This is a genomic window from Priestia sp. JNUCC 25 (genome assembly GCF_053667915.1).
Map to the genome: position 1 here is coordinate 4,076,969 of NZ_CM132211.1, position 22,732 is coordinate 4,099,700.

Below are 22,732 nucleotides of genomic sequence, written 5' to 3' on the forward strand. Positions count from 1 at the left end.
TTTCTGCACCGTTTCCTTCTCAGCCTCTCTGGACTGTTCTTAAAGGTTCTTATTAAGTTAATACAAGTATGCCATCACTTATGGCAGTTGTCAACTTCTTTTTTCAATAAGCTCTAGCATCTCATTAAACTCTTTTGGAGCCGGTGCTTCAAATTCCATATATTCATTTGTACGAGGGTGAATAAAGCCTAATACGCCTGCATGAAGCGCTTGTCCGTCAATCGGAAGCGTTTTTTTCGGTCCGTACTTCGGATCCCCGGCAAGCGGAAAGCCAATATACTTCATATGAACGCGAATTTGGTGTGTTCGCCCCGTTTCTAGCTTACATTCGACCAGTGAAAAATCTTTAAAACGCTGCAATACAGTAAAGTGCGTCACTGCATCACGACTGTTTTCATCAGTCACCGTCATGCTTTGACGATCTTGCTTATCTCGGCCGATTGGCGCATCAATTGTACCGTGATCGTGCGCAATTACTCCGTGAACGATAGCTTTATAACGACGCGTCACTGTTTTAGCTACAAGCTGACTAACTAGTGATTCATGGGCTAAATCATTTTTTGCAACCATAAGTAAACCGGATGTATCTTTATCAATTCGATGAACGATACCAGGGCGCATAACGCCGTTAATACCGGATAAATCTTTACAGTGAGCCATTAGGCCGTTTACAAGCGTGCCGCTATGATGACCAGGAGCTGGATGTACAACCATGCCGCGAGGTTTATTTACAACAAGCACATCTTGATCTTCATAATAAATATCTAAATCCATTTCTTCCGCTACCACATCAAGCTCTTCTAGTTCCGGCACTTCAATAATAATAGCGTCTCCTGTTTTACATTTATAGTTTCCTTTGACGGTTTTATCGTTCACTTTTGCGTGACCTTCTTTAATCCACTGCTGCACTTGTGAACGTGACCATTCTGCATTTACAGTCGAAAGTACTTTATCAATACGTTCTCCTGCTTGTTCTTCATTTATAACTGTTTCAATTACATTCATTCTTTGTGCTCCTTCTTCATTTTCCCTTCAAACAGCGTCATAATAAACATGATGATTACTCCGACGACAAGTGCCGAATCAGCTACGTTAAAAATCGGAAAATCATACGTAAAGATGTATGTATTTACGAAATCAACTACTTCTTTACGGACCACTCGATCAATAAAGTTTCCAATGGCGCCGCCTAACATTAATGCTAGCGCAATACCGAACCATTTATCTTGTTTTTTGAGCTTTTGAATATAAATTATTAAACCGACTACCACAACCACCGTAATGAGATAAAAGAACCACATCTGTCCTTGTAAAATCCCCCACGCGGCTCCTCTGTTACGATGAGAGGTAATGTAAAGAAAGTTTTCAATTACGGTGATGCTTTGTCCATAATACATTTCTTTTACAATCATCCATTTTGTTACCTGATCAATAAGTATAACAGCTAAAGCGATAAGATAATAAAACACAAACGTTTTCCTCCCGCAATAAAATCAAACGAATCCATACTAAAGCATTTTAGCACATAATTCATTTTTTTTCTCGCTTCTCACCATAAAACAAATAAATCTTCGTTTGTGCGGGCCGTCGGCATTACTTTTAATTTATGAATAGACATCACTTCGCCAGTTAGTTCATCAATTCCGAACGCACCAACGTCAAGCTTTGCTAACGCGTGTTCTACATCTTTTAAATCTGCTTTAATCATTTCTATTACATAACGTTCCTTTTCATCTATATAACCAGATTGTTCTGTAGCATATCTCACTAGGCGATCTTGTAATTCTTCTTTAATAAGAGCTAATTCCTGTCCAATGGAAAGATAATTTTCATACATGCAAACGCCTCCTGTGCTGATAAGATGAAGTATTAATGATGTTAGGTTTACCGAGTTTTCCATCGAATCTACAACACAAGTTTTTCCTAAGGCTTTAAATGCTTTATACCATTGTATTTGGGAATTTCGTACAGCAAAAAACACGCCCAAAAAGGACGTGTTTTTGTTAATTACTGCTGAACGTAGTGATTTTTTACAACATCCGCACAGCGTGTACATAAGGTCGGGTGATCTTGATCTTCGCCAACTGTTGGTGATACAACCCAGCAGCGCTCACACTTCTCACCTTCTGCTTTACTTACAACAATTGAAGCATAGCTGAATTTTTGTGCTTCAGCAGGTGCTTCACCTTCCGCTACCTCAAGATCTGAAACGATGAAGAGTTGACCTACATTTTCAGAAATAGATGCTAACAGTTCTTTCGTATCTGCTGTTGGATACAGCGTTAATTTTGCTTCTAAAGACTTACCGATTACTTTTTCATTACGAGCTTGTTCTAGCGCTTTTAATACTTCATCACGAAGCTCCATGAATGCATCCCATTTTTCTACTAATTGATCTGCTCCTTCGATTTCTTGAACCTCTGGCATATCAACTAGCTGCACGCTTTCTTCCGTTACATTTGGAATGTGAACCCATACTTCGTCTGCTGTATGAGAAAGAATTGGAGACACTAATTTCGTTAACGATAATAACGTTTCATAAAGGACCGTTTGAATGCTGCGACGCTCTACATTATTTTCTGCTTCGATGTACAATACATCTTTTGCAAAGTCTAAGTAGAATGAACTCATATCAATTGTACAGAAATTATGCACTGCGTGATAAATGCTTGAGAATTCATATGAATCATAAGATTTTTTCACTTTATCAATTAATTTGTTCAGCTTCACAAGCATGTAGCGGTCTACTTCACGAAGGTCTTCAACGGCTACAGCATCAGTTGTTGGATTAAAGTCCGCTAAGTTTCCTAGTAAGAAACGGAACGTGTTGCGGATTTTACGATATACTTCTGCTACTTGTTTTAAAATGTTATCAGATACACGAACATCAGCTTGGTAATCTACAGAAGCTACCCATAAACGTAAAATATCTGCACCTAGTTGTTTCATTACTTTTTCTGGAATTACAACGTTTCCTAATGACTTACTCATTTTGCGACCTTCACCGTCTAAAGCAAACCCGTGGCTAAGTACCCCTTTATAAGGTGCTTCACCCGTTACAGCTACACTTGTAGAAAGACTTGAATTAAACCAGCCGCGATATTGGTCAGAACCTTCTAAATACAAATCAGCCGGACGCTGTAAGTCTTCACGCTCTTCAAGAACAGCTTGATGTGAAGAGCCAGAGTCAAACCATACGTCCATGATGTCTGTTTCTTTTGTGAAGCGGCCATTTGGGCTTCCTTCATGAGTAAAGCCTTCTGGAAGCAAGTCTTTTGCTTCACGCTCAAACCATACGTTTGATCCATGCTCTCTAAATAGATTTGATACGTGTTCGATTGTTTCATCCGTAATGATTGGCTCATCATTTTCAGCATAAAATACCGGAATCGGAACGCCCCATGCACGTTGACGAGAAATACACCAGTCTCCGCGGTCACGCACCATGTTATAAAGTCGCGTTTCACCCCAAGTAGGCACCCATTTTGTTTTTTCTACTGCTTTTAATAAATCTTCACGGAAATCTTTAATAGACGCAAACCACTGTGCCGTTGCACGGAAAATTGTTGGTTTCTTTGTACGCCAGTCATGTGGGTATGAGTGGGTAATGAAACTTAATTTTAACAGCGCGCCTTCTTCTTCTAGTTTGTCTGTAATCGGCTTATTCGCTTTATCATAGAATAATCCTTCAAATCCTGGCGCCTCATTCGTCATATGACCCTTACTGTCGACTGGACAAAGAACTTCCAAACCGTATTTTTGACCAACGATAAAGTCGTCTTCCCCGTGTCCCGGTGCTGTATGAACACACCCAGTACCAGCATCGGTTGTTACGTGATCGCCAAGAACAACTAAAGAATCGCGCTTGTAGATTGGATGCTCAGCTACTACACGCTCAAGTTCTGAACCTTTTACCGTACGAAGCGTCTTATAGTCAGCCCATTCAATTTCTTTAGCAACTGTTTCAATCAGTTCAGTTGCCACTACATATTTCGCTCCATCTGCTTCAACTACGCTGTACTGAAGCTCAGGATTGACAGCAATCCCTTGGTTAGCTGGCATTGTCCATGGTGTTGTCGTCCAAATGATGAATTTTTCATCTTGTTCAAGCACACCTTTACCATCTTTTACGTTAAACGCTACGTAAATAGAAGCTGAACGCTTGTCATAGTATTCGATTTCCGCCTCTGCTAAAGCAGACTCACTTGAAGGGGACCAGTACACAGGTTTTAACCCTTTGTAGATGTAGCCTTTTTTCGCCATGTCACCAAACACTTTGATTTGCTGCGCTTCGTACTGTGGCTGAAGCGTTACATATGGATTATCCCAATCTCCGCGTACGCCTAAACGCTTGAACTGCTCACGCTGGCCGTTTACTTGTTCCCAAGCATACTGTTCACAAAGCTTACGGAACTCAGCTACCGTCATTTCTTTGCGGTTTACTTTTTTATTTTTTGTTAAAGCTGTTTCAATTGGCAAACCGTGTGTATCCCAGCCTGGTACATAAGGTGCGCAGAAGCCTGACATCGACTTATAGCGAACGATAAAATCTTTTAAAATTTTATTTAATGCATGTCCCATGTGAATATCGCCATTCGCATATGGAGGTCCATCATGCAGGACAAATAGCGGACGGCCTTCCGTACGTTTTTGTACTTTTTCATAAATATTCATTTCAGCCCACTGTTCTTGCATTTTAGGCTCGCGGTTCGGTAAATTTCCACGCATCGGAAATTCAGTTTTTGGCATCAATAATGTATCTTTATATTCCATGTTTTACCCTCCAAAAAAAACGTAAATTTCATATCTTTTTGTACCATAACAAAAAGACCTCCTCATCCCAAAAAGGGACGAGAAGGCCTCCCGCGGTACCACCCTAGTAGATTTGCTGCACGCAAATCCTCTTTGCATTCGTAACGTGAATAAACCGCCACTGCTTACTATCATCAGTTCAGCAATGGTACTCTAGGGTGATTTTCACTTTTTTGTTTGTTATCGAGCTCACACCATCCTCGATTCGCTTTGACAAACTAAAAAAGCTACTGTCCCTGTCTCCGTACTGTTAGATATGAAATTTCATCTGTTACCAAATTATATGACAACAAAACGTGAGAAGTCAAGATGATGTCTTGACTAGTCAATTTTTTCTTCTAGCGCTGGCATCTCATAATCCATCAACTGATCCCAGTCGTCGCTGTTTAACATTTCAAGCTGTGCTTCGATTAACATTTTGAAACGTGTTCTAAATACTTTAGACTGCTTTTTCGTCTCCTCAATGTCCATCGCAATTTTACGAGACTTAGACAGTGCTTCATTAATAATACGGTCCGCATTTTTTTCTGCTTCTTTTATAATGAGCTTCGCTTCTTTTTCAGCGTTTCGCTTCACATCTTCCGCTGCTTCTTGAGCAATTAAAATTGATTTATTTAACGTTTCTTCGATGTTAGTAAAATGTCCAAGACGATCTGTTAATTCAGATACTCTTCCTTCTAACTCCTTTTTATCACGCATTACCAGCTCATAGTCTTTAATTACTTGGTCAAGAAACTCATTTACTTCATCTTCATCATATCCGCGAAATCCGCGATTAAACTCTTTGTTATGAATATCCAAAGGGGTTAAAGGCATCTAGGCCACCTCCGTGTTGTCTCATTACGTCATTAGTAATGGTTTATTCGACATAATTTTAAAATTTCCTGCTAGTAGATTTCTTTATTTCTGCTTTCCTACAACAATTCGCCATTTTTCTTTTTTTGTTTTACCTTCAAGTGAAACGATACGACTTCTGCCGTGACCACGAAGTGACAAAATATCACCTTCATGACATTCAAAAGAAGGCTGTTCAATGACTTTAAAATTTACTTTTACCGCTCCATTTGCAATAAACGGCTGGACTTTTTGTCTTGATAAATTGTGAATGGTCGACAGCAAAACATCAAGCCTCATTGAAGAAACTGTATAAACGTGTTCAATCAGCTCTTCTTTTACCACATGCAGCTGCTCCCTTTGAATAGAAGAAAGTGAAACTTTGGCTTTTCCAATTGATGTTAAATTCATCTCAATATAAGAAGAAATTTCCTCTGCAGCTACAAGCTGAATATCGTCTCCCGCGACCAAAATATCGCCAAATTTTGAACGGCGCAGTCCTAAGGACATCGCCGAACCAAGAACTTGAGGATGTTCAATCGTCACAAACTTTTTAGGATAATTGAGCTCATACATATGCAACTGAAAATCTTCGCTTTCAGGTACATAGTAATCCGGGTATAGCAGCGCACGCTTGCGTTCAGCAAACGGTTGTCCACCATCAAATGAAACTTGAACCTCTCCTTCAGTCCCGACAATAGCCGTCACAATCTGCTGCTCTCTTGGATCTAAAAAGTCCGTTAATTTTGGGCTGTATTGATGTAGGACATCTTCTTTCCACTGAAGAACCTGGTCAATAAATCCATGTTCTTCTTGCCTAAAATGTTCATAAATAGACATATTATTACTCCTACTATTGGTATGTAAAAAAGGAATCCAGCGATTCCTTTTTTAAATAAACCCCACCACATTATTAAGTGAATACACGCCTCTTTCCGCAAATCGCAATAAAAAGATTGCGACAAGAGGTGAAATATCAATCATGCCAATAGGCGGAATGATTTTACGAAAAGGCTCTAAGTAAGGCTCACAAATACTGCCAAGCAGCTGACCAAACTTAGACGCCCTTACATCGGGTACCCAAGACATCAAAATGTAAATAATTAGTGCCCATGAGTAAAGCCCAATTAATTTTCCAAGAATCCCAAAAACGATGTCCAAAAACTACCACCTCTTTACGTTTGTTGTATCATGTTCTCCCATCATATCTGAAATGCTTCCGCTTACGTCTACATTATCAGGTGTACATAAAAAGATGTCGGTTCCAATTTTTTGAATGTCCCCGCCTAAAGCATAAACTGTACCACTTAAAAAGTCGACAATTCTCACTGCTTGATCTCGTTGAATGCGCTGTAAATTCACAACTACGACTTTACGATTTTTTAAATGATCCGTAATTTCTTGTGCTTCGGCATAGACGCGAGGTTCGCAAAGCATCATTTTTGATGATTTTTGAACGCTTTGCAAGCTAATCACGTTTTGCTGCTGATTCGGCTGCTGACTAGCTTTCGCTGGTCTCGACTGCTGTACAGGCTCTTCTACCGACTCTTCTTCTTCGTAATGTTCTTCTACATATTCAGTATCGTCATCAAGAGCAAAAAAACTTCTAAAGCGATTTTTCATACTCATCTTGAATTACACCTCCTTAACGTTCATTCCCAACTAACGTGGTTCCTAGTCGAATGAATGTTGCTCCTTCTTCAATTGCAATTGCATAATCGTTTGACATTCCCATTGATAGCTCTGTACACGGTGCATATGGCAAGTTTAGTTCTTGTATGCGATTCTGCAATTTCTTTAGACCTTTAAAACAGCTGCGAAGCGTAGACTCATCATCTGTGTGAGGGGCCATTGTCATCAATCCGACCACTTGGATATTTGCAAATGCTTCAAGAGATTGAATAAATGGAATTACATCTTCTACAGCAAGGCCATGCTTTGATTGTTCTTCGGCAACATTAACTTGTACAAAACATTTTATACGATGTTCTGCACGTTTATCAATTTCTTTTGCTAAAGATAATCGGTCTAGTGAATGAATATAGTCAACTTTATCAATCACATTTTTTACTTTTCTTGTTTGTAAGCTTCCGATAAAATGCCAGGTCGCTTTCTCACCGATTGATTCATACTTTTCTAGAAGACCTTCATCCCTGTTTTCTCCGAGATGTAAAATGCCTGCATCCACTGCTTCTGCTGCTCGTTTTGTGGAAACGTATTTTGTTACAGCAATCAGCTCTACATCTTCTCGATTTCGATTAACTTTTTTACACGCTTCAGCAATTGTTTGTTGAACTGCTTCTAGATTTTCACTTACGCTAGCTGTCACTATGTAATTACTCCTCCTTAAAGCCTATGAAATTAAACATGCGTCCTGTTTTCCCTTGGTCGCGGCGATGTGAGAAGAACAGGTCATCTTCACAGCTTGTACAATACGACGATGTTAAAATTCGTTCCGGCAATACGCCTGCGTTTTGAATCAGCAGCTTATTGACTTTTTTTAAATTAAGCGCGTATTGTCCAGGGCTTACTTCTTGATATCCATTTTGGCCAACTACTTCGTTTACTTGTGTAATGACGCGGTTATCGACAACATAACAGCAATCTTCAATCGAAGGGCCAATCGCCACGTAAATATCTTCAACCGGAACATTTTCTTGCTCTACCCAACGTCGAATCATATTTCCTGCAATATCTTTCACTGTTCCCTTCCACCCAGCATGAGCAAGACCAACTAAATGGTGATCAGGCGCATAGAAGTACAGCGGAACACAATCTGCATAACATAAAGCTAACAAAATATCAGATTCATTTGTATAAATGCCATCCGTTGCTTTTATGCCCTCTTCATACTTGTAGATTCCTTTTGCACAGTCGGCTTTTGTTACTTTTTGAACAGTTGCTTCATGTACTTGTTCAGCACATACAAAGCTTTCAAAAGACATGTCTAGTTCGGCTGCTAAAATTTTTCTATTTGTAATAACATCTTCTACGTTATCGTTTACGTGAAGCCCTAGGTTAAAAGAAGCAAATGGAGGTTTACTCACACCACCATTTTTTGTGGTGAAACCAGCAACAAGCATATCATTCTTTTCTACCCAAGGGCTCAGCCACATAAACGACTCGTGATGACTTTTTTTTAATGGCTCAGGATTCATGTATGTGACACATCCCTTGTTTCATTTGTTCTCACATATTGTACCACAGATTGCTAGGTGCTGTTGACAAAAAACTAATTCTCTTCAGGCTGAAATGCGTCTTTATAACGTACTAAAATGACATCAGAACCAATTTTCACAATATTTTTCCACGGAATCACAATTTCATCATCTTTTCCAAAGAAGCCCAATACACGAGAGCCTCCGATAATGACGGCCTGTATTTTTCCCGTTGTTAAGTCAATATCAATATCCCCTACATTTCCAAGTTTTTTGCCATCAGCTACATTCACTACATCTTTCAGCTGAAATTCTGAAATCTTTAACATGCTCTCTCCTCCTATAGCCAACTTTATTCCTTAGCCTATGTATATTTTCAAATTTTCATTTCATGAAGGAAAAGCTTATTTTTTTCTCTGCCATTCTCTTTCTATAGGCATTTTGTTTACTAATTACACAGCTTTTTAGCAAGAGACATTCTCAATGAGTAGCTAGAAGTCCTCACAGCAATAGGAAATCTGATATGAATATCTTTTGGTCATGTATTATACATCGATACATACAAAATAAGCACCGTGTCTGTTTTTATAGACACGATGCTTATTAAGTTGAACATCAAATAAAGTGGATGGTATTAATTGTATGAACGCGAGCAGCTGCCAGTTTAGATAGCTTTTGTTAACTTTGAATATTTTTATTCATCTGTTTAATAGCAGCTTTTTCTAAACGAGAAACTTGCGCTTGAGAAATACCAATTTCTTCAGCCACTTCCATCTGTGTTTTACCTTGAAAGAAGCGCTTTCGTAAAATTAGTTTTTCTCGCTCGTTCAATCTTCTCATACCTTCTTGCAAAGCAATTTCTTCAATCCAAGTTGAATCACGGTTGCGTTCATCGCTTAGCTGATCCATGACATAGATTGGGTCTCCACCATCATTGTAAATAGGTTCAAATAGAGAAACCGGATCTTGGATAGCATCTAAAGCAAACACAATTTCTTCATGCGGTACTTCTAGGACTTTTGAAATTTCCTCAGCTGTAGGTTCCTTGGATGTTTCACTCATAAGTCTTTCACGAACTTGAAGAGCTTTATAAGCAATATCACGAAGGGAACGAGAAACACGGATTGGATTATTGTCACGTAAATAGCGGCGAATTTCCCCTATAATCATTGGGACAGCATATGTAGAAAACTTCACGTTTTGACTTAAATCAAAATTGTCAATGGATTTCATTAATCCAATACATCCAACCTGAAATAAGTCATCAACAAATTCTCCACGATTGTTAAAACGTTGGATCACGCTGAGTACGAGACGTAAATTTCCGCTTACTAGCTTTTCTCTTGCTGTTCCATCTCCAGCCTGCATTTGTTTAAACAACTTTCGCATTTCTTCATTTTTTAATACGGGAAGTTTCGAAGTATCTACTCCACAAATTTCTACTTTATTTCTTGTCAACTCTTTCCCTCCTAACAGGAGATGATGTTCTGAATTCAGTATCTCCTCAGAAGGAAAAAATATGCACTTTTACAATTCTGACAATTCTCCACTAAAAAAGCTGATTGTATAAGATGCTTCTCAGCCCTTATACAATCAGCTTTTTTACTTAAACCATTTTATTAAATTCTTTTCGCAGCCGTTTAATAATTCGTTTTTCAAGCCTTGAAATATAAGACTGAGAAATGCCTAGCATATCAGCTACATCTTTTTGCGTTTTTTCTTCCCCGCCGGCTAGCCCAAAACGCAGCTCCATAATTTGCTTTTCACGATCATTTAATTGGTGCAGTGCTTTCAACAAGAGTTTTCGATCTACATTGGCTTCTAGGTCTTTTGTGATGATATCTTCTTCGGTTCCCATCACGTCAGACAATAACAGTTCGTTTCCATCCCAATCAATATTTAACGGCTCATCAAATGAAACTTCAGATCGAATTTTATTGTTGCGGCGCAAATACATTAAAATTTCATTTTCAATACAGCGAGAGGCGTACGTCGCTAGCTTAATTTTCTTTTCAGGATTAAACGTGTTTACTGCTTTAATTAAACCAATGGTGCCGATGCTAATTAAATCCTCAATATTGATTCCCGTATTTTCAAACTTGCGGGCAATATAAACAACAAGTCGCAAATTACGCTCAATCAACAGCGAACGTGCTGCTTCATCTCCTGATGGAAGTTTTTTTAAGAGCACTTCTTCTTCATCTTTTGTTAAAGGGGGTGGAAGAGCTTCACTTCCTCCTATATAGTACACTTCATCTGTTTTTAGCTTAAGTTTAATTAATAATTTGTACCACCATAATTGAAATCGAATTCGATATGTAGCCATTCTGTATCCTCCTTTATTTGTTCACACCTTTTACGATGCGGAACTTACTTCTCCAATAACAATAAGCTTCGGATGAACAATACACTCATATTGCTTCTCCACTGAAAGCGTTGTATGACTAATACCTACTAATACTTTAGTGACTTCAATCGTATTGGACTGATGCACAAGCCTTACCATATCTGGCTTTAGAGCAAGCAGCAGCTGATTGGCTTGGCCCACGCTTCGATAAGGGACAAAGCGGACTTTTGAATACCACTCTTGATCAATATCTTCGCTGTGTGAAAAGGATTGGACATTTTTGCTTAATTCCATTAAGCCTTCAGGCAATATTTCTTTTAAAGAATCTGCTGTAACAATCATAACCGGGGTTTTCGTCAGCGGATCTACAAGCTGGTTTCCACTATCAATAAGTCCTTTCATCGACAGCGTCTGTTCGTTTAAAATAATTTCCACATCTACCAGCTGATCAAATGTAATATTTTTCATTCGCAAATCATCAACTCGTGTTTTTGAAAAATAAGATAATAGCGGAAAACCGATAAGAACAAATATCCAGCTAATAGGATCACCAAACTGTGGAGATTTCGTATCAACCATTTGATTAAGAACAAGGAACTGATCTTGAAATAAAAAGTGAACGCCCATTAATCCTCCACCCACAACAAAGGTTGCAAAATAAAACGTTAATAAATTCTCAAAGAAAAAGCGCAGTCGTTTATAACCAAACGTCATCAATACCATAAAAAAAGAGAATAAAATTTTAATAGCAGGGTGAACCATAAGATGAGAAAAAGGCGTAAACATAAGAAGGACAATCAATGAACCGATAAAGCCCCCAAGCAAAAGCCGCCACCACTTGTAATTCCGTTTAAGTACAACTGCACATAACATTAGTAAAATCGTATCTAACCCAAAATTCAGCATCCATATTAAATCTAAATAGATTGGCAATGTTTATAACCTCTCCATTCTTTCTGAATTTTTCTGTTAAAAATTAGTATATAGTACATCCTATTAGAAAGTCTGTCAGTTCATGCCGAGAAACAAGCAGTATTTTTGAGGAAATCATTCGATATTTGTCACACCACTTTTAGAAAGAAAACACAAACCCTTTGAAGGCATCATATTGACCATGTCGAATGTTTTTTATATTCTTTTGGAGTTTTCTAGCTTCATGGCATAAAAAAAGACCTCTGTATAAAACAGAGGTCTTGGCTTTTTATTTTCTTAGCGTCTACGATTACGGTTTCGTAAGAATGTTGGAATATCTAGCGCATCTTCAGACTGTGGCTGAGATGGACGCGTATATTCTTGCTGTACAGGTTCTTCACGCTTTACTTCACGCTTCGGCTGTGGGGCCGGCTGCTGTGTCGATTGCTGCATGCGATTCGCCGATAACGAAGGACGACCTGGTTTTGGCTGTGATAAATCTTGGTCACTAAAGCCAGTTGCAATAACTGTAACAACAATCTCGTCTTTTAGGTTTTCGTTAATAACAGATCCAAAGATCATGTTCACTTCTTGGTCAGAAGCCGAAGCAACGATATCTGCAGCTTCTTGTACTTCGTAAAGACTTAGGTTTGTACCGCCTGTGATGTTCATTAATACACCTTGAGCTCCATCGATAGATGTTTCAAGAAGTGGACTTGAAATAGCTTTTTTAGCCGCTTCAGCAGCGCGGTTTTCACCAGTTGCAATACCGATCCCCATAAGTGCAGATCCTTTGTTAGACATAATTGTTTTCACGTCAGCGAAGTCTAAGTTAATTAATCCAGGAACTGCGATTAAATCTGAAATACCTTGCACACCTTGTCGCAATACGTTATCCGCTTCACGGAACGCTTCTAGCATTGGCGTGTTTTTATCAACGATTTCCAATAAGCGATCATTTGGAATAACAATCAGCGTGTCCACTGCTTCTTTCATTGACGCAATGCCGCCTGCCGCTTGAGTAGAACGCTTACGGCCTTCAAATGTAAACGGACGAGTAACAACACCTACCGTTAGTGCTCCTAGCTCACGAGCAATTTGGGCAATGACTGGAGCTGCACCAGTTCCAGTTCCTCCACCCATACCAGCTGTTACGAAAACCATATCTGCACCTTTTAGTGCTTCTTGGATTTGTTCCTTACTTTCTTCAGCTGCTTTTTTACCAACTTCTGGATTAGCACCTGCACCTAATCCTCTTGTTAATTTAGCGCCGATTTGCATTTTTGTTTCAGCTTTTGATAAATTTAATGCTTGTGCATCTGTATTAACTGCAATAAATTCTACACCTTGGACGCCATGTTCAATCATTCGGTTAACCGCGTTGTTACCGCCGCCTCCGACACCGATTACTTTAATCGTCGCTAATTGGTCTACACTTGTATCAAACTCCAACATGATAGTTCCTCCTAATTCTTCGAAATTACCAATCCGTAACGTTAATCAAAGAAGTATCCAAAAAACTTCTTCATTAAATTTTGGTCATTTTTCTTTTTCGGCTGCTCAGCTGATTGTTGCGGCTGCTGTGGTTTCGGGCTAGGTTTGATCATTTCTTGCTCAATCGGCTCTTCTTCCACAACTGGCGCTCCAATTTCCCGGCCTTGTATTTTAGCATTTTTGTATGCAAATTTTATTAATCCTACGCCTGTTGTATAATGCGGCTCACGTACTCCAATATAATCAGGCACTGCTATGCGCACGTTATTCTTTAAAATTACTTGAGCTAGCTCAAGAATACCAGGCATCGCTACTACTCCGCCTGTTAAAACAAATCCTCCTGGAATATCTTTGTATCCTAGGCGATTTACCTCTTGCGTAATCATATCTAAAATCTCTTCTAATCTAGCTTCAATAATATCAGAGATTTCGAGCTGATTAAACTGCTGATGCTGATCGCTTCCAATGATCGGTACACTAAATACTTCTTCTTCAGAAGCATGATCGTAGAAAGCATGTCCATGCTTTATCTTAATATTTTCCGCATCTTCAGTCGATGTGCGAAGGCCAATCGATAAATCCTTGGTAATGTGCTCTCCACCAACAGCTAGTACATTTGTTACTTTCAAATGTCCTTGGTCAAAGATCGCAACCGTTGTTGAACCTCCACCGATATCTACCAGTGCGACACCTAAGTTTTTTTCATCACGAGATAATGCAATTGAACCAGCGGCTAGAGGCTGTAAACAAATATCACTGATTTCTAAACCAGCTCTTTCTACACAGCGTAATAAGTTATGTAAAACCGTTCTAGATCCTGTTATGATTGTGCCTTCCATTTCTAAACGTACCCCAATCATACCTCTAGGATCGTTAATACCTTCTAAGCCATCTACAATAAATTGCTTTGGAATAACATCAATGATTTCACGATCTGGCGGGATAGACATGACTTGAGCAGCATCAATTACTCGATGAATATCTTCGTTTGTAATTTCACGATTCTCGCTTGACACGGCTACTACTCCGTGACAATCCTGTAAAAATACATGATTTCCGCTTATGCCCACTACAACCTTTTTAATTGTAATGCCTACCATTCGTTCAGCTTGTTCTACTGCTTTTCTAATAGATTGAACTGTTGCATCTATATCAACGATAGAACCTTTTTTTAGTCCGTGTGATTTAACATTCCCTACACCAATGATATTCAATGAATCGTTACTCATCTCTCCGATGATTACTTTCACACTGGATGTACCGATGTCTAAACTAACGTATATTTCATTGCTGTTCATTCTTTGGCACCTCCTTTTTCTTTCTGCACATGTCATCTTAATAAATTAAGAAGAACAACAATATTAATTTTTTATTATATGAAAATATTCAACAAATACATCTGTTTCCCTTTTGTAAAATCAATTTTTTTCAAGTTTTTCACAGACTTTATCTCTTTCAAAGAACAAAACGTTCTTGTTTTGACTTTTTTTAGATTTAAGCCTAAAATTCACTGAAAAAAAGCTATTTAACTACAAGTCTACACTAAGATGTACACTGAGAAAAGCGAAACTTACCTAGAACAAATATTACATTTCCATTTCACAGCACCGGAGAAGAAAATCATATGTATGCAGAATACTTGCATGTGATTATACAATGTACAAGGGCTAGTTTGCCAGTCTCAACTCATCTATTTCCTTTAATTAACACTTATAAAAAATAATTACTGCTTGCTCTTTTTATAAGGTTTAAATGCATATCCTTCTTCTAAATCAATAATACCTTTTTGATCATCACTCAATTTACTTGCAATAGCTGGGTAATGAACAATTTTATCAGAGAAGTTGCTAATTTTCCCGCTTACTTCACGCGTATCATTCATAAATACCTCTATGTGAAGAGGTTCTGATTTTGTCGGCGCATAGTAAATCTCAGAAATAGCCCCTTTTATACTCTTAGGCGTTTTAGCTAATTCTTGAACCATGCTTTGTATAGCTTCTCCGTCTTTCCAGTCAATTAGCAACGGAGCTTCGGATGACACTTTCTTAGCACTTACTTCTTTTAAAACTTTTCCATTTTCATTCACAGGGAAATATTTATTCCCCGAGGTTACATATGCAATTCTTGCGTACTCTTTTACGTCGATTACGACCTTATTAGGAAATGTTTTGTGAATGACAGCTTCCTTTACCTCAGGGTTTTTTTCGACTTTTTCTTGAATTTGATCAGCATCAGCTTTCCAGTAGCTGGTTTTTTTGGACAGACCACTCGCTTTGACAATATCCTTATCACTTACATGTTTATTCCCTTGTACTTCAATGTTAGAAACATTACTCAGAGAAGATTGAGAATATACAATAAATAAAATAAGGATGAAAAAGAGTGATAAATACAAAATAAGCCGTCTATTTGCTTTTTGCTTTCGCTGTTCTTGCAGCTTCGGTACCCGATCTTCTAAAACAATTAACTTACCTTTTTCCATTTTTTTCACCCTTATCCATTTGAGAAAATAAACGAGGAATTACCATCCATTTATTTCCAATCTTTGCTTCATGAGAATATCCCCATTATAGCATAGAATAAACACATAAAAGCTACCTTTTCACGCATAACCATACAGCCACGGGCTGGGTAATTAGCGACCGATAATCTCAACTTCTGTATGAATATCAATATCGAATTTCTCTTTAATTGTTTTCTTAACGTGAGCAATTAAATTCAGCACGTCTGAAGCCGTTGCATCTCCTGTGTTGACAATGAAGTTCGCATGCTGCTCACTAATTTGCGCCCCGCCTACTGAAAAACCTTTTAAGTTGGACTTTTCAATTAAGTCTCCTGCATAATTTGGAAGTGGATTTCTAAAAATACTTCCTGCACAAGGGAAATTCCAAGGCTGTGTTTCGCGGCGATAGTCTTTATTTTTCTGCATGACCGCCACAATATCATCTTTCGTTCCCTTTTTCAAACGCAGCACAGCTTCTACACATACTCCAGGACGGTCTTTTTGTAGAATTGAATGACGATACGAAAATTGAAGCTCTTCATTTGTCAGCCACTCAAGAGTGCCATCTTCAAATAAAATCAACGCTTTTTCGACTACATGAGACATATCAGAACCATGGGCACCTGCATTCATATAAACAGCGCCTCCCACGGATCCAGGAATTCCACTTGAAAACTCCAGTCCAGACAGACCTTGTTTTGTAATAACTGTTGCAAGCTTGATGCTAGGGTATCCCCCACCTACAGTAACCGTCTCTCCATCTACTGTTAAATCATCTAATCCGGCTCCGAGCTTAATGACCACACCTTCAATTCCCTTATCAGAAACAAGAAGATTAGATCCTCGACCAATCGCTCTCCATTTCACGCCGTGTTTTTTAATAATATCCATTGTAACTTTTAAGTGATCAACAGAATCAGGTTCTACAAGCACATCTGCTGGACCACCAATTTTCATTGTTGTATGTTTTGCTAGCGGTTCATTTTCACGAACCTTTCCAATATTCGCTTCGACTAACTCTTTTACTAACGCTTCCATAAGAACCTCCTAAAACCCTCTTTGCTGTTATAAAACTTTCATGTCAATGCGCCCTTACTTCTAATGCATAAGAATAATAAGAACAGATTCGTAACTAAGCAGCAGCACCTTGTAAGATACCTTTTTTCTACGAAGGCACTCTATTCTGTTGTCAATTTCATCATTTTTATTTATCGTATGACATTCACCCATAGAATGTACGTTCATCTGCTATATAAAGTAATTTTGATTGTTTTTTTATCGTTTTTCATTTAGAAGTTAAACACATGCTGACAGTCATAAAAAAACGCTACGCTCATAAGTGCACATACGTTCACTTACTCACTAAGATAAAACATTTAACCTTACACATCATACCATAGTTGGACTCAAAATTGGTTATCACAACATTACATTTTAAAAACATTTCATACAAAAATATCATCTACCTGTAAAAAATCGAAAATAAACCGCCAACAAAATCCGGCGTGCACTTGGATTTAAGATGACGGTTTACTTCAGTAGACCATTGCCTACTTGACATTATACAATTTTTTTCAATTAATAGCGAGAATATCTACTAACATTTAACAAAACTCCAACTGCTGCCAGCATGAGCGTCAGCGATGATCCGCCGTAACTTAAAAATGGAAGCGTAATTCCCGTAACAGGCATAAGACCTGTTACCACGCCTATATTAATCATGACTTGAATCGCAACCATTGAAATAATTCCTAAGGCTAAAAACGTTCCGTAAAGATCAGGAGCTCCGAGCGCTACTTTAATTCCTCTCCAAAGCAATAAGCTAAACAACAGCAGAACAAGCGTTCCACCGATGAAACCGAGCTCTTCTGCTAGAATAGCAAAAATAAAATCAGTTTGAGGCTCCGGCAGATAAAAGAACTTTTGTCTACTTTGCCCTAACCCTAATCCAAGCAATCCCCCCGGCCCAATTGCATAAAGAGATTGAATGATTTGAAACCCGCTTCCAAGCGGATCTTCCCAAGGATTTAAAAATGAGGTAATGCGTTTAATCCGATAAGGAGCCGATAAAACAAGCCCTACAAAACCAGCAACGCCAAGCAACCCAAGACCTGCAAAGTGACTTACTTTTGCTCCTGAAACAAAAATCATGACTAAACAAGTTCCAACAAGCACCGTTCCCGTTCCTAAATCCGGCTGCATCATAATAATGCCAAACGGTAAGAAAACCAGTAATAACGCCGGTAACATTCCTTTTCTAAAAGATGTAATTTTCTTCTGGTTTTCCGATAAATATTTCGCTAAAAATATAATCATAGCAAACTTCATAAATTCTGAAGGCTGAATCGAAAACGCTCCAACTCCTATCCAACTTTGCGACCCATTCCGTACTAGCCCTACTCCCGGAATCAATACAAGTACCAGCATAACAAAGCAAATGATTACAATTGGCTTCGCCCAAGTACGCCACATCCAATAATCAATATTCATGATGACAAACATTGCGCATACTCCAAGCCCTGCAAATAAGAGCTGGCGTTTAGCAAAGAAAAAAGAATCATTAAACTTGTATGTAGCCCATACCGCACTTGCGCTGTATACCATGATAAGGCCGATGGTTAGCAAGGAAAGCGTAACGATTATGAGAAAAAAATCTGGGGTAGACCTTTTTGTCGACACTGTCACACACCTCTAAAAATAGATTAGGGCTAGTGTATTTTCTAGGTGTTTAGACAAGCCCTTATTTCAGTTTATGCACAGATTCAATAAAGATGTCACCACGTTCTTCAAAAGTTTTAAATTGATCCCAGCTTGCACAAGCAGGAGATAATAAAATAACATCTTCTTCATCTGAACAAGCATATGCTTCTGAAACTGCTTGTTTAACATTATCGACACGTTTTACAATTTGTATTCCCGCTTCTTTTGCTACGCGTTCAATTTTAGGAGCCGTTTCACCAAACGTAATCACAGCTTTCACATTTTTAAACTCTTCTTTTAAATCATCAAACTCATTGCCGCGATCGAGTCCACCTGCAAGTAGAATCGTCGGCTGCGAAAAAGCGGAAAGAGCTACTTTTGTAGCAAGCATATTCGTAGCTTTAGAGTCATTATAAAACTTACGTTTGTTGATTGTCGTGACATATTGAACGCGATGTTTAACACCAGCAAACGTTGTGAGCACGCGGTAGATAGCTTCATTTGAACAGCCGTACAGCTTCACAACGGATACAGCTGCTAAAATGTTTTCTTGATTATGTTTGCCTGGCAGCACCACATCTTTTAACGACATCACTTCTTCATCTTTAAAGAAAATCGTTTCGTTTTTAATATACGCTCCTTCTGTCGTTTGAGCTGTAACAGAAAAAGGTACTTTTGTCGCTTTAACATCTGCACTAGCTTTCATCACTAGCTCATCATCCGCATTAATAACGGCAAAGTCTTCACTTGTTTGATTGTTAAAGAGATTTGCTTTCGCTTTGATATATTCCTCTTTTGTGCCATGATAGTCTAAGTGAGCATCAAACAAATTCAATAATAAAGAGATTTTCGGACGGAATTTTTCAATTCCCATCAGCTGAAAAGAAGAAAGCTCCGTTACAATTACATTGTCCTTTGTTGCTTTTTGCGCCACTTCACAAGCTACTGTTCCAATATTTCCAGCAATCAACGGCTGCTTTTGATCTTCTTCTAACATTTTATAAATTAGCGTTGTTGTTGTTGTCTTCCCATTGCTTCCCGTAATTCCAATAAAAGGAGCTTCGCTAATTTCATAAGCCAATTCTACCTCTGTTAAAATCGGAATATTTCGCTTTAATGCTTCTTGCAATAAAACATTTGAATACGGAATCCCAGGGTTTTTTACAATAACATCCGCTTTGTCTAAAAGCTCAAGCGGATGATGTCCACAGACAACTTCAATGCCCGTTTTTTCTAATTCCTGTGCTGCTACGTTCTCTTCGTACGGTTTTTGATCATTAACGACTACTTTAGCACCAAGCTGTTTAACTAACTGAGCGGCTGCTAAACCGCTCTTGGCTAATCCTAAAATAAGTACTTGTTTACCTTGATACGTATTGACTGATTTCATTTAAATCCACACCTCGATATAAATTCCAAGCATTGCAAATAATAGTCCTACAGCCCAAAAAGTCATAACTACGCGCCATTCCGACCAGCCGCTTAGCTCGTAATGGTGATGAAGCGGGCTCATTTTAAACACACGTTTTCCTGTTGTTTTGAAAGATGCGACTTGAATAATAACAGATAGTGTTTCAATAACAAACACACCACCGATAATAACAAGCAAGAATTCCATTTTCATTAAGACAGCCACCGTAGCGATAGCTCCTCCTAGCGCTAAAGAACCCGTATCTCCCATAAATACTTTTGCAGGATGGGCATTAAAAACTAAAAATCCTAACACAGCTCCTACTACAGCAACTGAGAAAATAGATAGCTCAAACTGCTCTGCATTCCAGGCAAGAACTGCAAATGCACCAAAAGCAATCGCACTTGTACCAGATACAAGTCCGTCTAATCCATCCGTTAAGTTAACCGCGTTTGAAAAACCAACAAGCCAGATGATGAGGAAAACAACATAAAACCAACCTAAATCGATTGGGTCTTTAATTCCAGGAATCGTCACTTCAGTTGAAAACTCAAACTGTCTTGCAATAAAGTAAAAAATAATTGAAATGACAACCTGACCTAAAAACTTTTGTTTAGATGTTAATCCAAGGTTACGCTTTAACACTACTTTTATAAAATCATCTAAAAATCCTAATAAACCAAATCCGATTGTGACAAATAATAATAGAAACGTCTTATATGTAAGTTCTGCATACTGATTGACCATAATAAGAGTTGCCACAATAATAGATAATAAAATCATGATACCGCCCATTGTAGGTGTACCTGATTTTTTCTGGTGAGATTTCGGGCCTTCATCACGAATACTTTGACCAAACTTTAATCTTCTTAAGAAGGGAATAAAAATCGGCGACAATACAACCGTAATCAAAAAGGCTACGCCGATTGTCAATAAAATTGATTGTTCTAGCACGATGTTCCCTCCTTAACTTCCAACTCATTCCGACTCATTTTGTTCTCTACCCATTTCATTACTACTTTCGCTCCTCAATCATTTTGCGTGCTACTTCTCGATCGTCAAAATCAAATACTTTTTTACCAATAATTTGATAGGTCTCGTGCCCTTTTCCAGCAATGACAACAACATCATCTGCATGCGCTGCTTCCACTGCATAGCGAATAGCTTCTGCACGATCAGCAATCGTCACATAGTTACCTGTATCCAAACCTTCTTCCATATCTTTTAAAATAGCCAATGGATCTTCACTTCGTGGATTATCAGATGTCAAAATAGCTTGTGTACTGTATTCAGCTGCAATCCGAGCCATGATTGGTCGTTTTGTACGATCTCGATCTCCGCCACAACCAACAATAACATATATATTGCGTTTTGCGAATTCTTTTACAGTTTTTAACACGTTCTCTAAGCTGTCCGGCGTGTGGGCATAATCAACGATAACCGTAAAATCTTGCTCCGCATCAACCACTTCAAAACGCCCAGACACGCCTTCTAACACTTTTATTTCCTCGACAATAACTGACAGAGGAATACCTGACACTAAACATGAAGCCGTAGCCGCTAATACGTTGTAGACGCTGAATTTCCCAATAAGCTTCATTTCTACACGAACCGTTTCTGTCGGTGTTGTCAAGTCGAACGTTGTGCCGCTGTTTGTAATTTGAATATTTGTTGCACGAATATCACTGTCACGGTCAATGCCATAGGTAATCACTGTAGCAGCCGTGTTTTTAATATATTCCTCGGTTGCCGCATCATCAGCATTAAGAACAGCAAATTTAGGACGATTATGGTTATAAGCGTTTCCTAACTGTGCAAATAGCAACCCTTTCGCACGACGATAATCTTCCATTGTATGATGATAGTCCAGGTGATCTTGCGTTAAGTTACTAAATACTGCCACGTCAAAGTCGCACCCGTGTACGCGTCCTAAGTCAAGTGCATGAGATGATACTTCCATCATCGCTACTTCTACATTCTCTTCCACCATTTGGTGAAATGTTTTTTGGAGCGTAAGCGATTCAGGCGTTGTGTTTTTCACATCATAAGACGTATCACCAATACGAATTTCAATCGTTCCAATTAGACCCGTCTTTTTATGTTGTGATTTAAAGATATGCTCAATTAAATGTGTAATCGTTGTTTTACCATTTGTGCCTGTTACACCAATTAAATGCATTTTTTGTGTGGGCTGATTGTAGAAAGCATCCGCTAGCACTGCCATTGCTCGTTTTGTACTCTTTACGCGTACAACAGGTACTTCTACATCCACAGGCTTTTCCGCTAAGATTGCTACTGCCCCTTTTTCCACAGCCATCTGTGCAAAGCTATGGCCATCAACTGTATAGCCGTCTATACAAATGAACAATGCTCCGGGCTTAACTTCTCTTGAATCCATTTCAATTGACGTAATATCAATATTCTGTTCAGGAAGCTGAACAAAATCATGTAAATGTGTTAGTAGTTCTCGTAAATCCATTCCTACCATGTCCTCTCTATTTGTAAAGTGAAACGTTTGTTATAAGACGCTATGGCAACTATTCTTCTTTTTCTAGCACCTA

At 38.6% G+C, this 22,732-nt stretch carries 22 protein-coding genes and 1 other annotated feature; all 22 genes read right to left on the reverse strand.

Going from position 1 to position 22,732, the window contains the following annotated elements; all coding sequences use genetic code 11:
• Nucleotides 1-90: 90 nt before the first annotated feature.
• Nucleotides 91-1,005, reverse strand: coding sequence for an RluA family pseudouridine synthase (locus JNUCC25_RS21385; RefSeq protein WP_013058941.1), 915 nt, complete (start codon nucleotides 1,003-1,005; stop codon nucleotides 91-93).
• On the reverse strand, nucleotides 1,002-1,469 hold the full coding sequence (lspA, locus tag JNUCC25_RS21390) for a signal peptidase II (protein ID WP_013084844.1): 468 nt from the start codon (nucleotides 1,467-1,469) through the stop codon (nucleotides 1,002-1,004). The genes JNUCC25_RS21385 and lspA overlap by 4 nt, the downstream gene beginning before the upstream one ends.
• Nucleotides 1,470-1,549: 80 nt before the next feature.
• Entirely contained in the window at nucleotides 1,550-1,837 is a 288-nt protein-coding gene (locus JNUCC25_RS21395) for a conjugal transfer protein TraR (protein WP_013058943.1), read from the reverse strand.
• 170 nt (nucleotides 1,838-2,007) lie between these two features.
• Nucleotides 2,008-4,773, reverse strand: a complete 2,766-nt coding sequence (gene ileS / locus JNUCC25_RS21400; RefSeq protein WP_013058944.1) for an isoleucine--tRNA ligase — start codon at nucleotides 4,771-4,773, stop codon at nucleotides 2,008-2,010.
• 70 nt (nucleotides 4,774-4,843) lie between these two features.
• Nucleotides 4,844-5,064, reverse strand: a binding site (T-box leader).
• Nucleotides 5,065-5,133: 69 nt separating this feature from the next.
• On the reverse strand, nucleotides 5,134-5,628 hold the full coding sequence (locus tag JNUCC25_RS21405; protein ID WP_013058945.1) for a DivIVA domain-containing protein: 495 nt from the start codon (nucleotides 5,626-5,628) through the stop codon (nucleotides 5,134-5,136).
• Between the two features lie 84 nt (nucleotides 5,629-5,712).
• Entirely contained in the window at nucleotides 5,713-6,486 is a 774-nt protein-coding gene (locus JNUCC25_RS21410) for a YlmH family RNA-binding protein (RefSeq protein WP_013058946.1), read from the reverse strand.
• A 51-nt stretch (nucleotides 6,487-6,537) separates the two neighbouring features.
• On the reverse strand, nucleotides 6,538-6,807 hold the full coding sequence (locus JNUCC25_RS21415; RefSeq protein WP_013058947.1) for a YggT family protein: 270 nt from the start codon (nucleotides 6,805-6,807) through the stop codon (nucleotides 6,538-6,540).
• A 3-nt stretch (nucleotides 6,808-6,810) separates the two neighbouring features.
• Nucleotides 6,811-7,275: a cell division protein SepF gene (locus JNUCC25_RS21420; RefSeq protein ID WP_013058948.1), complete on the reverse strand. Its 465-nt coding sequence runs from the start codon at nucleotides 7,273-7,275 to the stop codon at nucleotides 6,811-6,813.
• Nucleotides 7,276-7,291: 16 nt separating this feature from the next.
• A complete protein-coding gene (locus JNUCC25_RS21425; RefSeq protein WP_053487709.1) occupies nucleotides 7,292-7,975 on the reverse strand; it encodes a YggS family pyridoxal phosphate-dependent enzyme in 684 nt (227 codons plus the stop codon).
• A 7-nt stretch (nucleotides 7,976-7,982) separates the two neighbouring features.
• Nucleotides 7,983-8,804, reverse strand: a complete 822-nt coding sequence (gene pgeF / locus JNUCC25_RS21430) for a peptidoglycan editing factor PgeF (protein WP_029320498.1) — start codon at nucleotides 8,802-8,804, stop codon at nucleotides 7,983-7,985.
• Nucleotides 8,805-8,878: 74 nt separating this feature from the next.
• Entirely contained in the window at nucleotides 8,879-9,133 is a 255-nt protein-coding gene (locus JNUCC25_RS21435) for a YlmC/YmxH family sporulation protein (RefSeq protein ID WP_013058951.1), read from the reverse strand.
• 349 nt (nucleotides 9,134-9,482) lie between these two features.
• A complete protein-coding gene (gene sigG / locus JNUCC25_RS21440; RefSeq protein ID WP_013058952.1) occupies nucleotides 9,483-10,262 on the reverse strand; it encodes an RNA polymerase sporulation sigma factor SigG in 780 nt (259 codons plus the stop codon).
• Nucleotides 10,263-10,410: 148 nt separating this feature from the next.
• Nucleotides 10,411-11,130 carry an RNA polymerase sporulation sigma factor SigE gene (gene sigE / locus JNUCC25_RS21445; protein WP_013058953.1) on the reverse strand — a complete coding sequence of 240 codons (720 nt, stop codon included), beginning with the start codon at nucleotides 11,128-11,130 and terminating at the stop codon, nucleotides 10,411-10,413.
• A gap of 30 nt (nucleotides 11,131-11,160) precedes the next feature.
• A complete protein-coding gene (gene spoIIGA, locus JNUCC25_RS21450) occupies nucleotides 11,161-12,084 on the reverse strand; it encodes a sigma-E processing peptidase SpoIIGA (protein ID WP_053487710.1) in 924 nt (307 codons plus the stop codon).
• 276 nt (nucleotides 12,085-12,360) lie between these two features.
• Nucleotides 12,361-13,518, reverse strand: a complete 1,158-nt coding sequence (ftsZ, locus tag JNUCC25_RS21455; protein ID WP_013058955.1) for a cell division protein FtsZ — start codon at nucleotides 13,516-13,518, stop codon at nucleotides 12,361-12,363.
• Between the two features lie 41 nt (nucleotides 13,519-13,559).
• Nucleotides 13,560-14,855 carry a cell division protein FtsA gene (gene ftsA, locus JNUCC25_RS21460; protein ID WP_013058956.1) on the reverse strand — a complete coding sequence of 432 codons (1,296 nt, stop codon included), beginning with the start codon at nucleotides 14,853-14,855 and terminating at the stop codon, nucleotides 13,560-13,562.
• Between the two features lie 425 nt (nucleotides 14,856-15,280).
• On the reverse strand, nucleotides 15,281-16,039 hold the full coding sequence (locus JNUCC25_RS21465) for a cell division protein FtsQ/DivIB (RefSeq protein WP_013058957.1): 759 nt from the start codon (nucleotides 16,037-16,039) through the stop codon (nucleotides 15,281-15,283).
• A gap of 153 nt (nucleotides 16,040-16,192) precedes the next feature.
• Entirely contained in the window at nucleotides 16,193-17,098 is a 906-nt protein-coding gene (gene murB, locus JNUCC25_RS21470) for a UDP-N-acetylmuramate dehydrogenase (protein WP_013058958.1), read from the reverse strand.
• A gap of 540 nt (nucleotides 17,099-17,638) precedes the next feature.
• Entirely contained in the window at nucleotides 17,639-18,739 is a 1,101-nt protein-coding gene (gene spoVE / locus JNUCC25_RS21475) for a stage V sporulation protein E (protein ID WP_013058959.1), read from the reverse strand.
• A 61-nt stretch (nucleotides 18,740-18,800) separates the two neighbouring features.
• Nucleotides 18,801-20,150: a UDP-N-acetylmuramoyl-L-alanine--D-glutamate ligase gene (gene murD, locus JNUCC25_RS21480; protein ID WP_013058960.1), complete on the reverse strand. Its 1,350-nt coding sequence runs from the start codon at nucleotides 20,148-20,150 to the stop codon at nucleotides 18,801-18,803.
• Nucleotides 20,151-21,125 (reverse strand): phospho-N-acetylmuramoyl-pentapeptide-transferase, encoded by a 975-nt coding sequence (gene mraY, locus JNUCC25_RS21485; protein WP_013058961.1) that lies wholly within the window; start codon nucleotides 21,123-21,125, stop codon nucleotides 20,151-20,153.
• 61 nt (nucleotides 21,126-21,186) lie between these two features.
• Nucleotides 21,187-22,650, reverse strand: coding sequence for a UDP-N-acetylmuramoyl-L-alanyl-D-glutamate--2,6-diaminopimelate ligase (locus JNUCC25_RS21490; RefSeq protein ID WP_064472099.1), 1,464 nt, complete (start codon nucleotides 22,648-22,650; stop codon nucleotides 21,187-21,189).
• Nucleotides 22,651-22,732: the final 82 nt, after the last annotated feature.

What these genes read in the sequence shown, in the direction of transcription:
- JNUCC25_RS21405 (WP_013058945.1), bottom strand. Translation starts at nt 5,628, where the DNA reads ATGCCTTTAACCCCTTTGGATATTCATAACAAAGAGTTTAATCGCGGA.
- sigE (WP_013058953.1), bottom strand. Translation starts at nt 11,130, where the DNA reads ATGGCTACATATCGAATTCGATTTCAATTATGGTGGTACAAATTATTA.
- JNUCC25_RS21465 (WP_013058957.1), bottom strand. Translation starts at nt 16,039, where the DNA reads ATGGAAAAAGGTAAGTTAATTGTTTTAGAAGATCGGGTACCGAAGCTG.
- JNUCC25_RS21435 (WP_013058951.1), bottom strand. Translation starts at nt 9,133, where the DNA reads ATGTTAAAGATTTCAGAATTTCAGCTGAAAGATGTAGTGAATGTAGCT.
- ileS (WP_013058944.1), bottom strand. Translation starts at nt 4,773, where the DNA reads ATGGAATATAAAGATACATTATTGATGCCAAAAACTGAATTTCCGATG.
- JNUCC25_RS21395 (WP_013058943.1), bottom strand. Translation starts at nt 1,837, where the DNA reads ATGTATGAAAATTATCTTTCCATTGGACAGGAATTAGCTCTTATTAAA.
- ftsA (WP_013058956.1), bottom strand. Translation starts at nt 14,855, where the DNA reads ATGAACAGCAATGAAATATACGTTAGTTTAGACATCGGTACATCCAGT.
- murB (WP_013058958.1), bottom strand. Translation starts at nt 17,098, where the DNA reads ATGGAAGCGTTAGTAAAAGAGTTAGTCGAAGCGAATATTGGAAAGGTT.
- pgeF (WP_029320498.1), bottom strand. Translation starts at nt 8,804, where the DNA reads ATGAATCCTGAGCCATTAAAAAAAAGTCATCACGAGTCGTTTATGTGG.
- JNUCC25_RS21385 (WP_013058941.1), bottom strand. Translation starts at nt 1,005, where the DNA reads ATGAATGTAATTGAAACAGTTATAAATGAAGAACAAGCAGGAGAACGT.
- JNUCC25_RS21410 (WP_013058946.1), bottom strand. Translation starts at nt 6,486, where the DNA reads ATGTCTATTTATGAACATTTTAGGCAAGAAGAACATGGATTTATTGAC.
- murD (WP_013058960.1), bottom strand. Translation starts at nt 20,150, where the DNA reads ATGAAATCAGTCAATACGTATCAAGGTAAACAAGTACTTATTTTAGGA.
- JNUCC25_RS21490 (WP_064472099.1), bottom strand. Translation starts at nt 22,650, where the DNA reads ATGGATTTACGAGAACTACTAACACATTTACATGATTTTGTTCAGCTT.
- JNUCC25_RS21420 (WP_013058948.1), bottom strand. Translation starts at nt 7,275, where the DNA reads ATGAGTATGAAAAATCGCTTTAGAAGTTTTTTTGCTCTTGATGACGAT.
- ftsZ (WP_013058955.1), bottom strand. Translation starts at nt 13,518, where the DNA reads ATGTTGGAGTTTGATACAAGTGTAGACCAATTAGCGACGATTAAAGTA.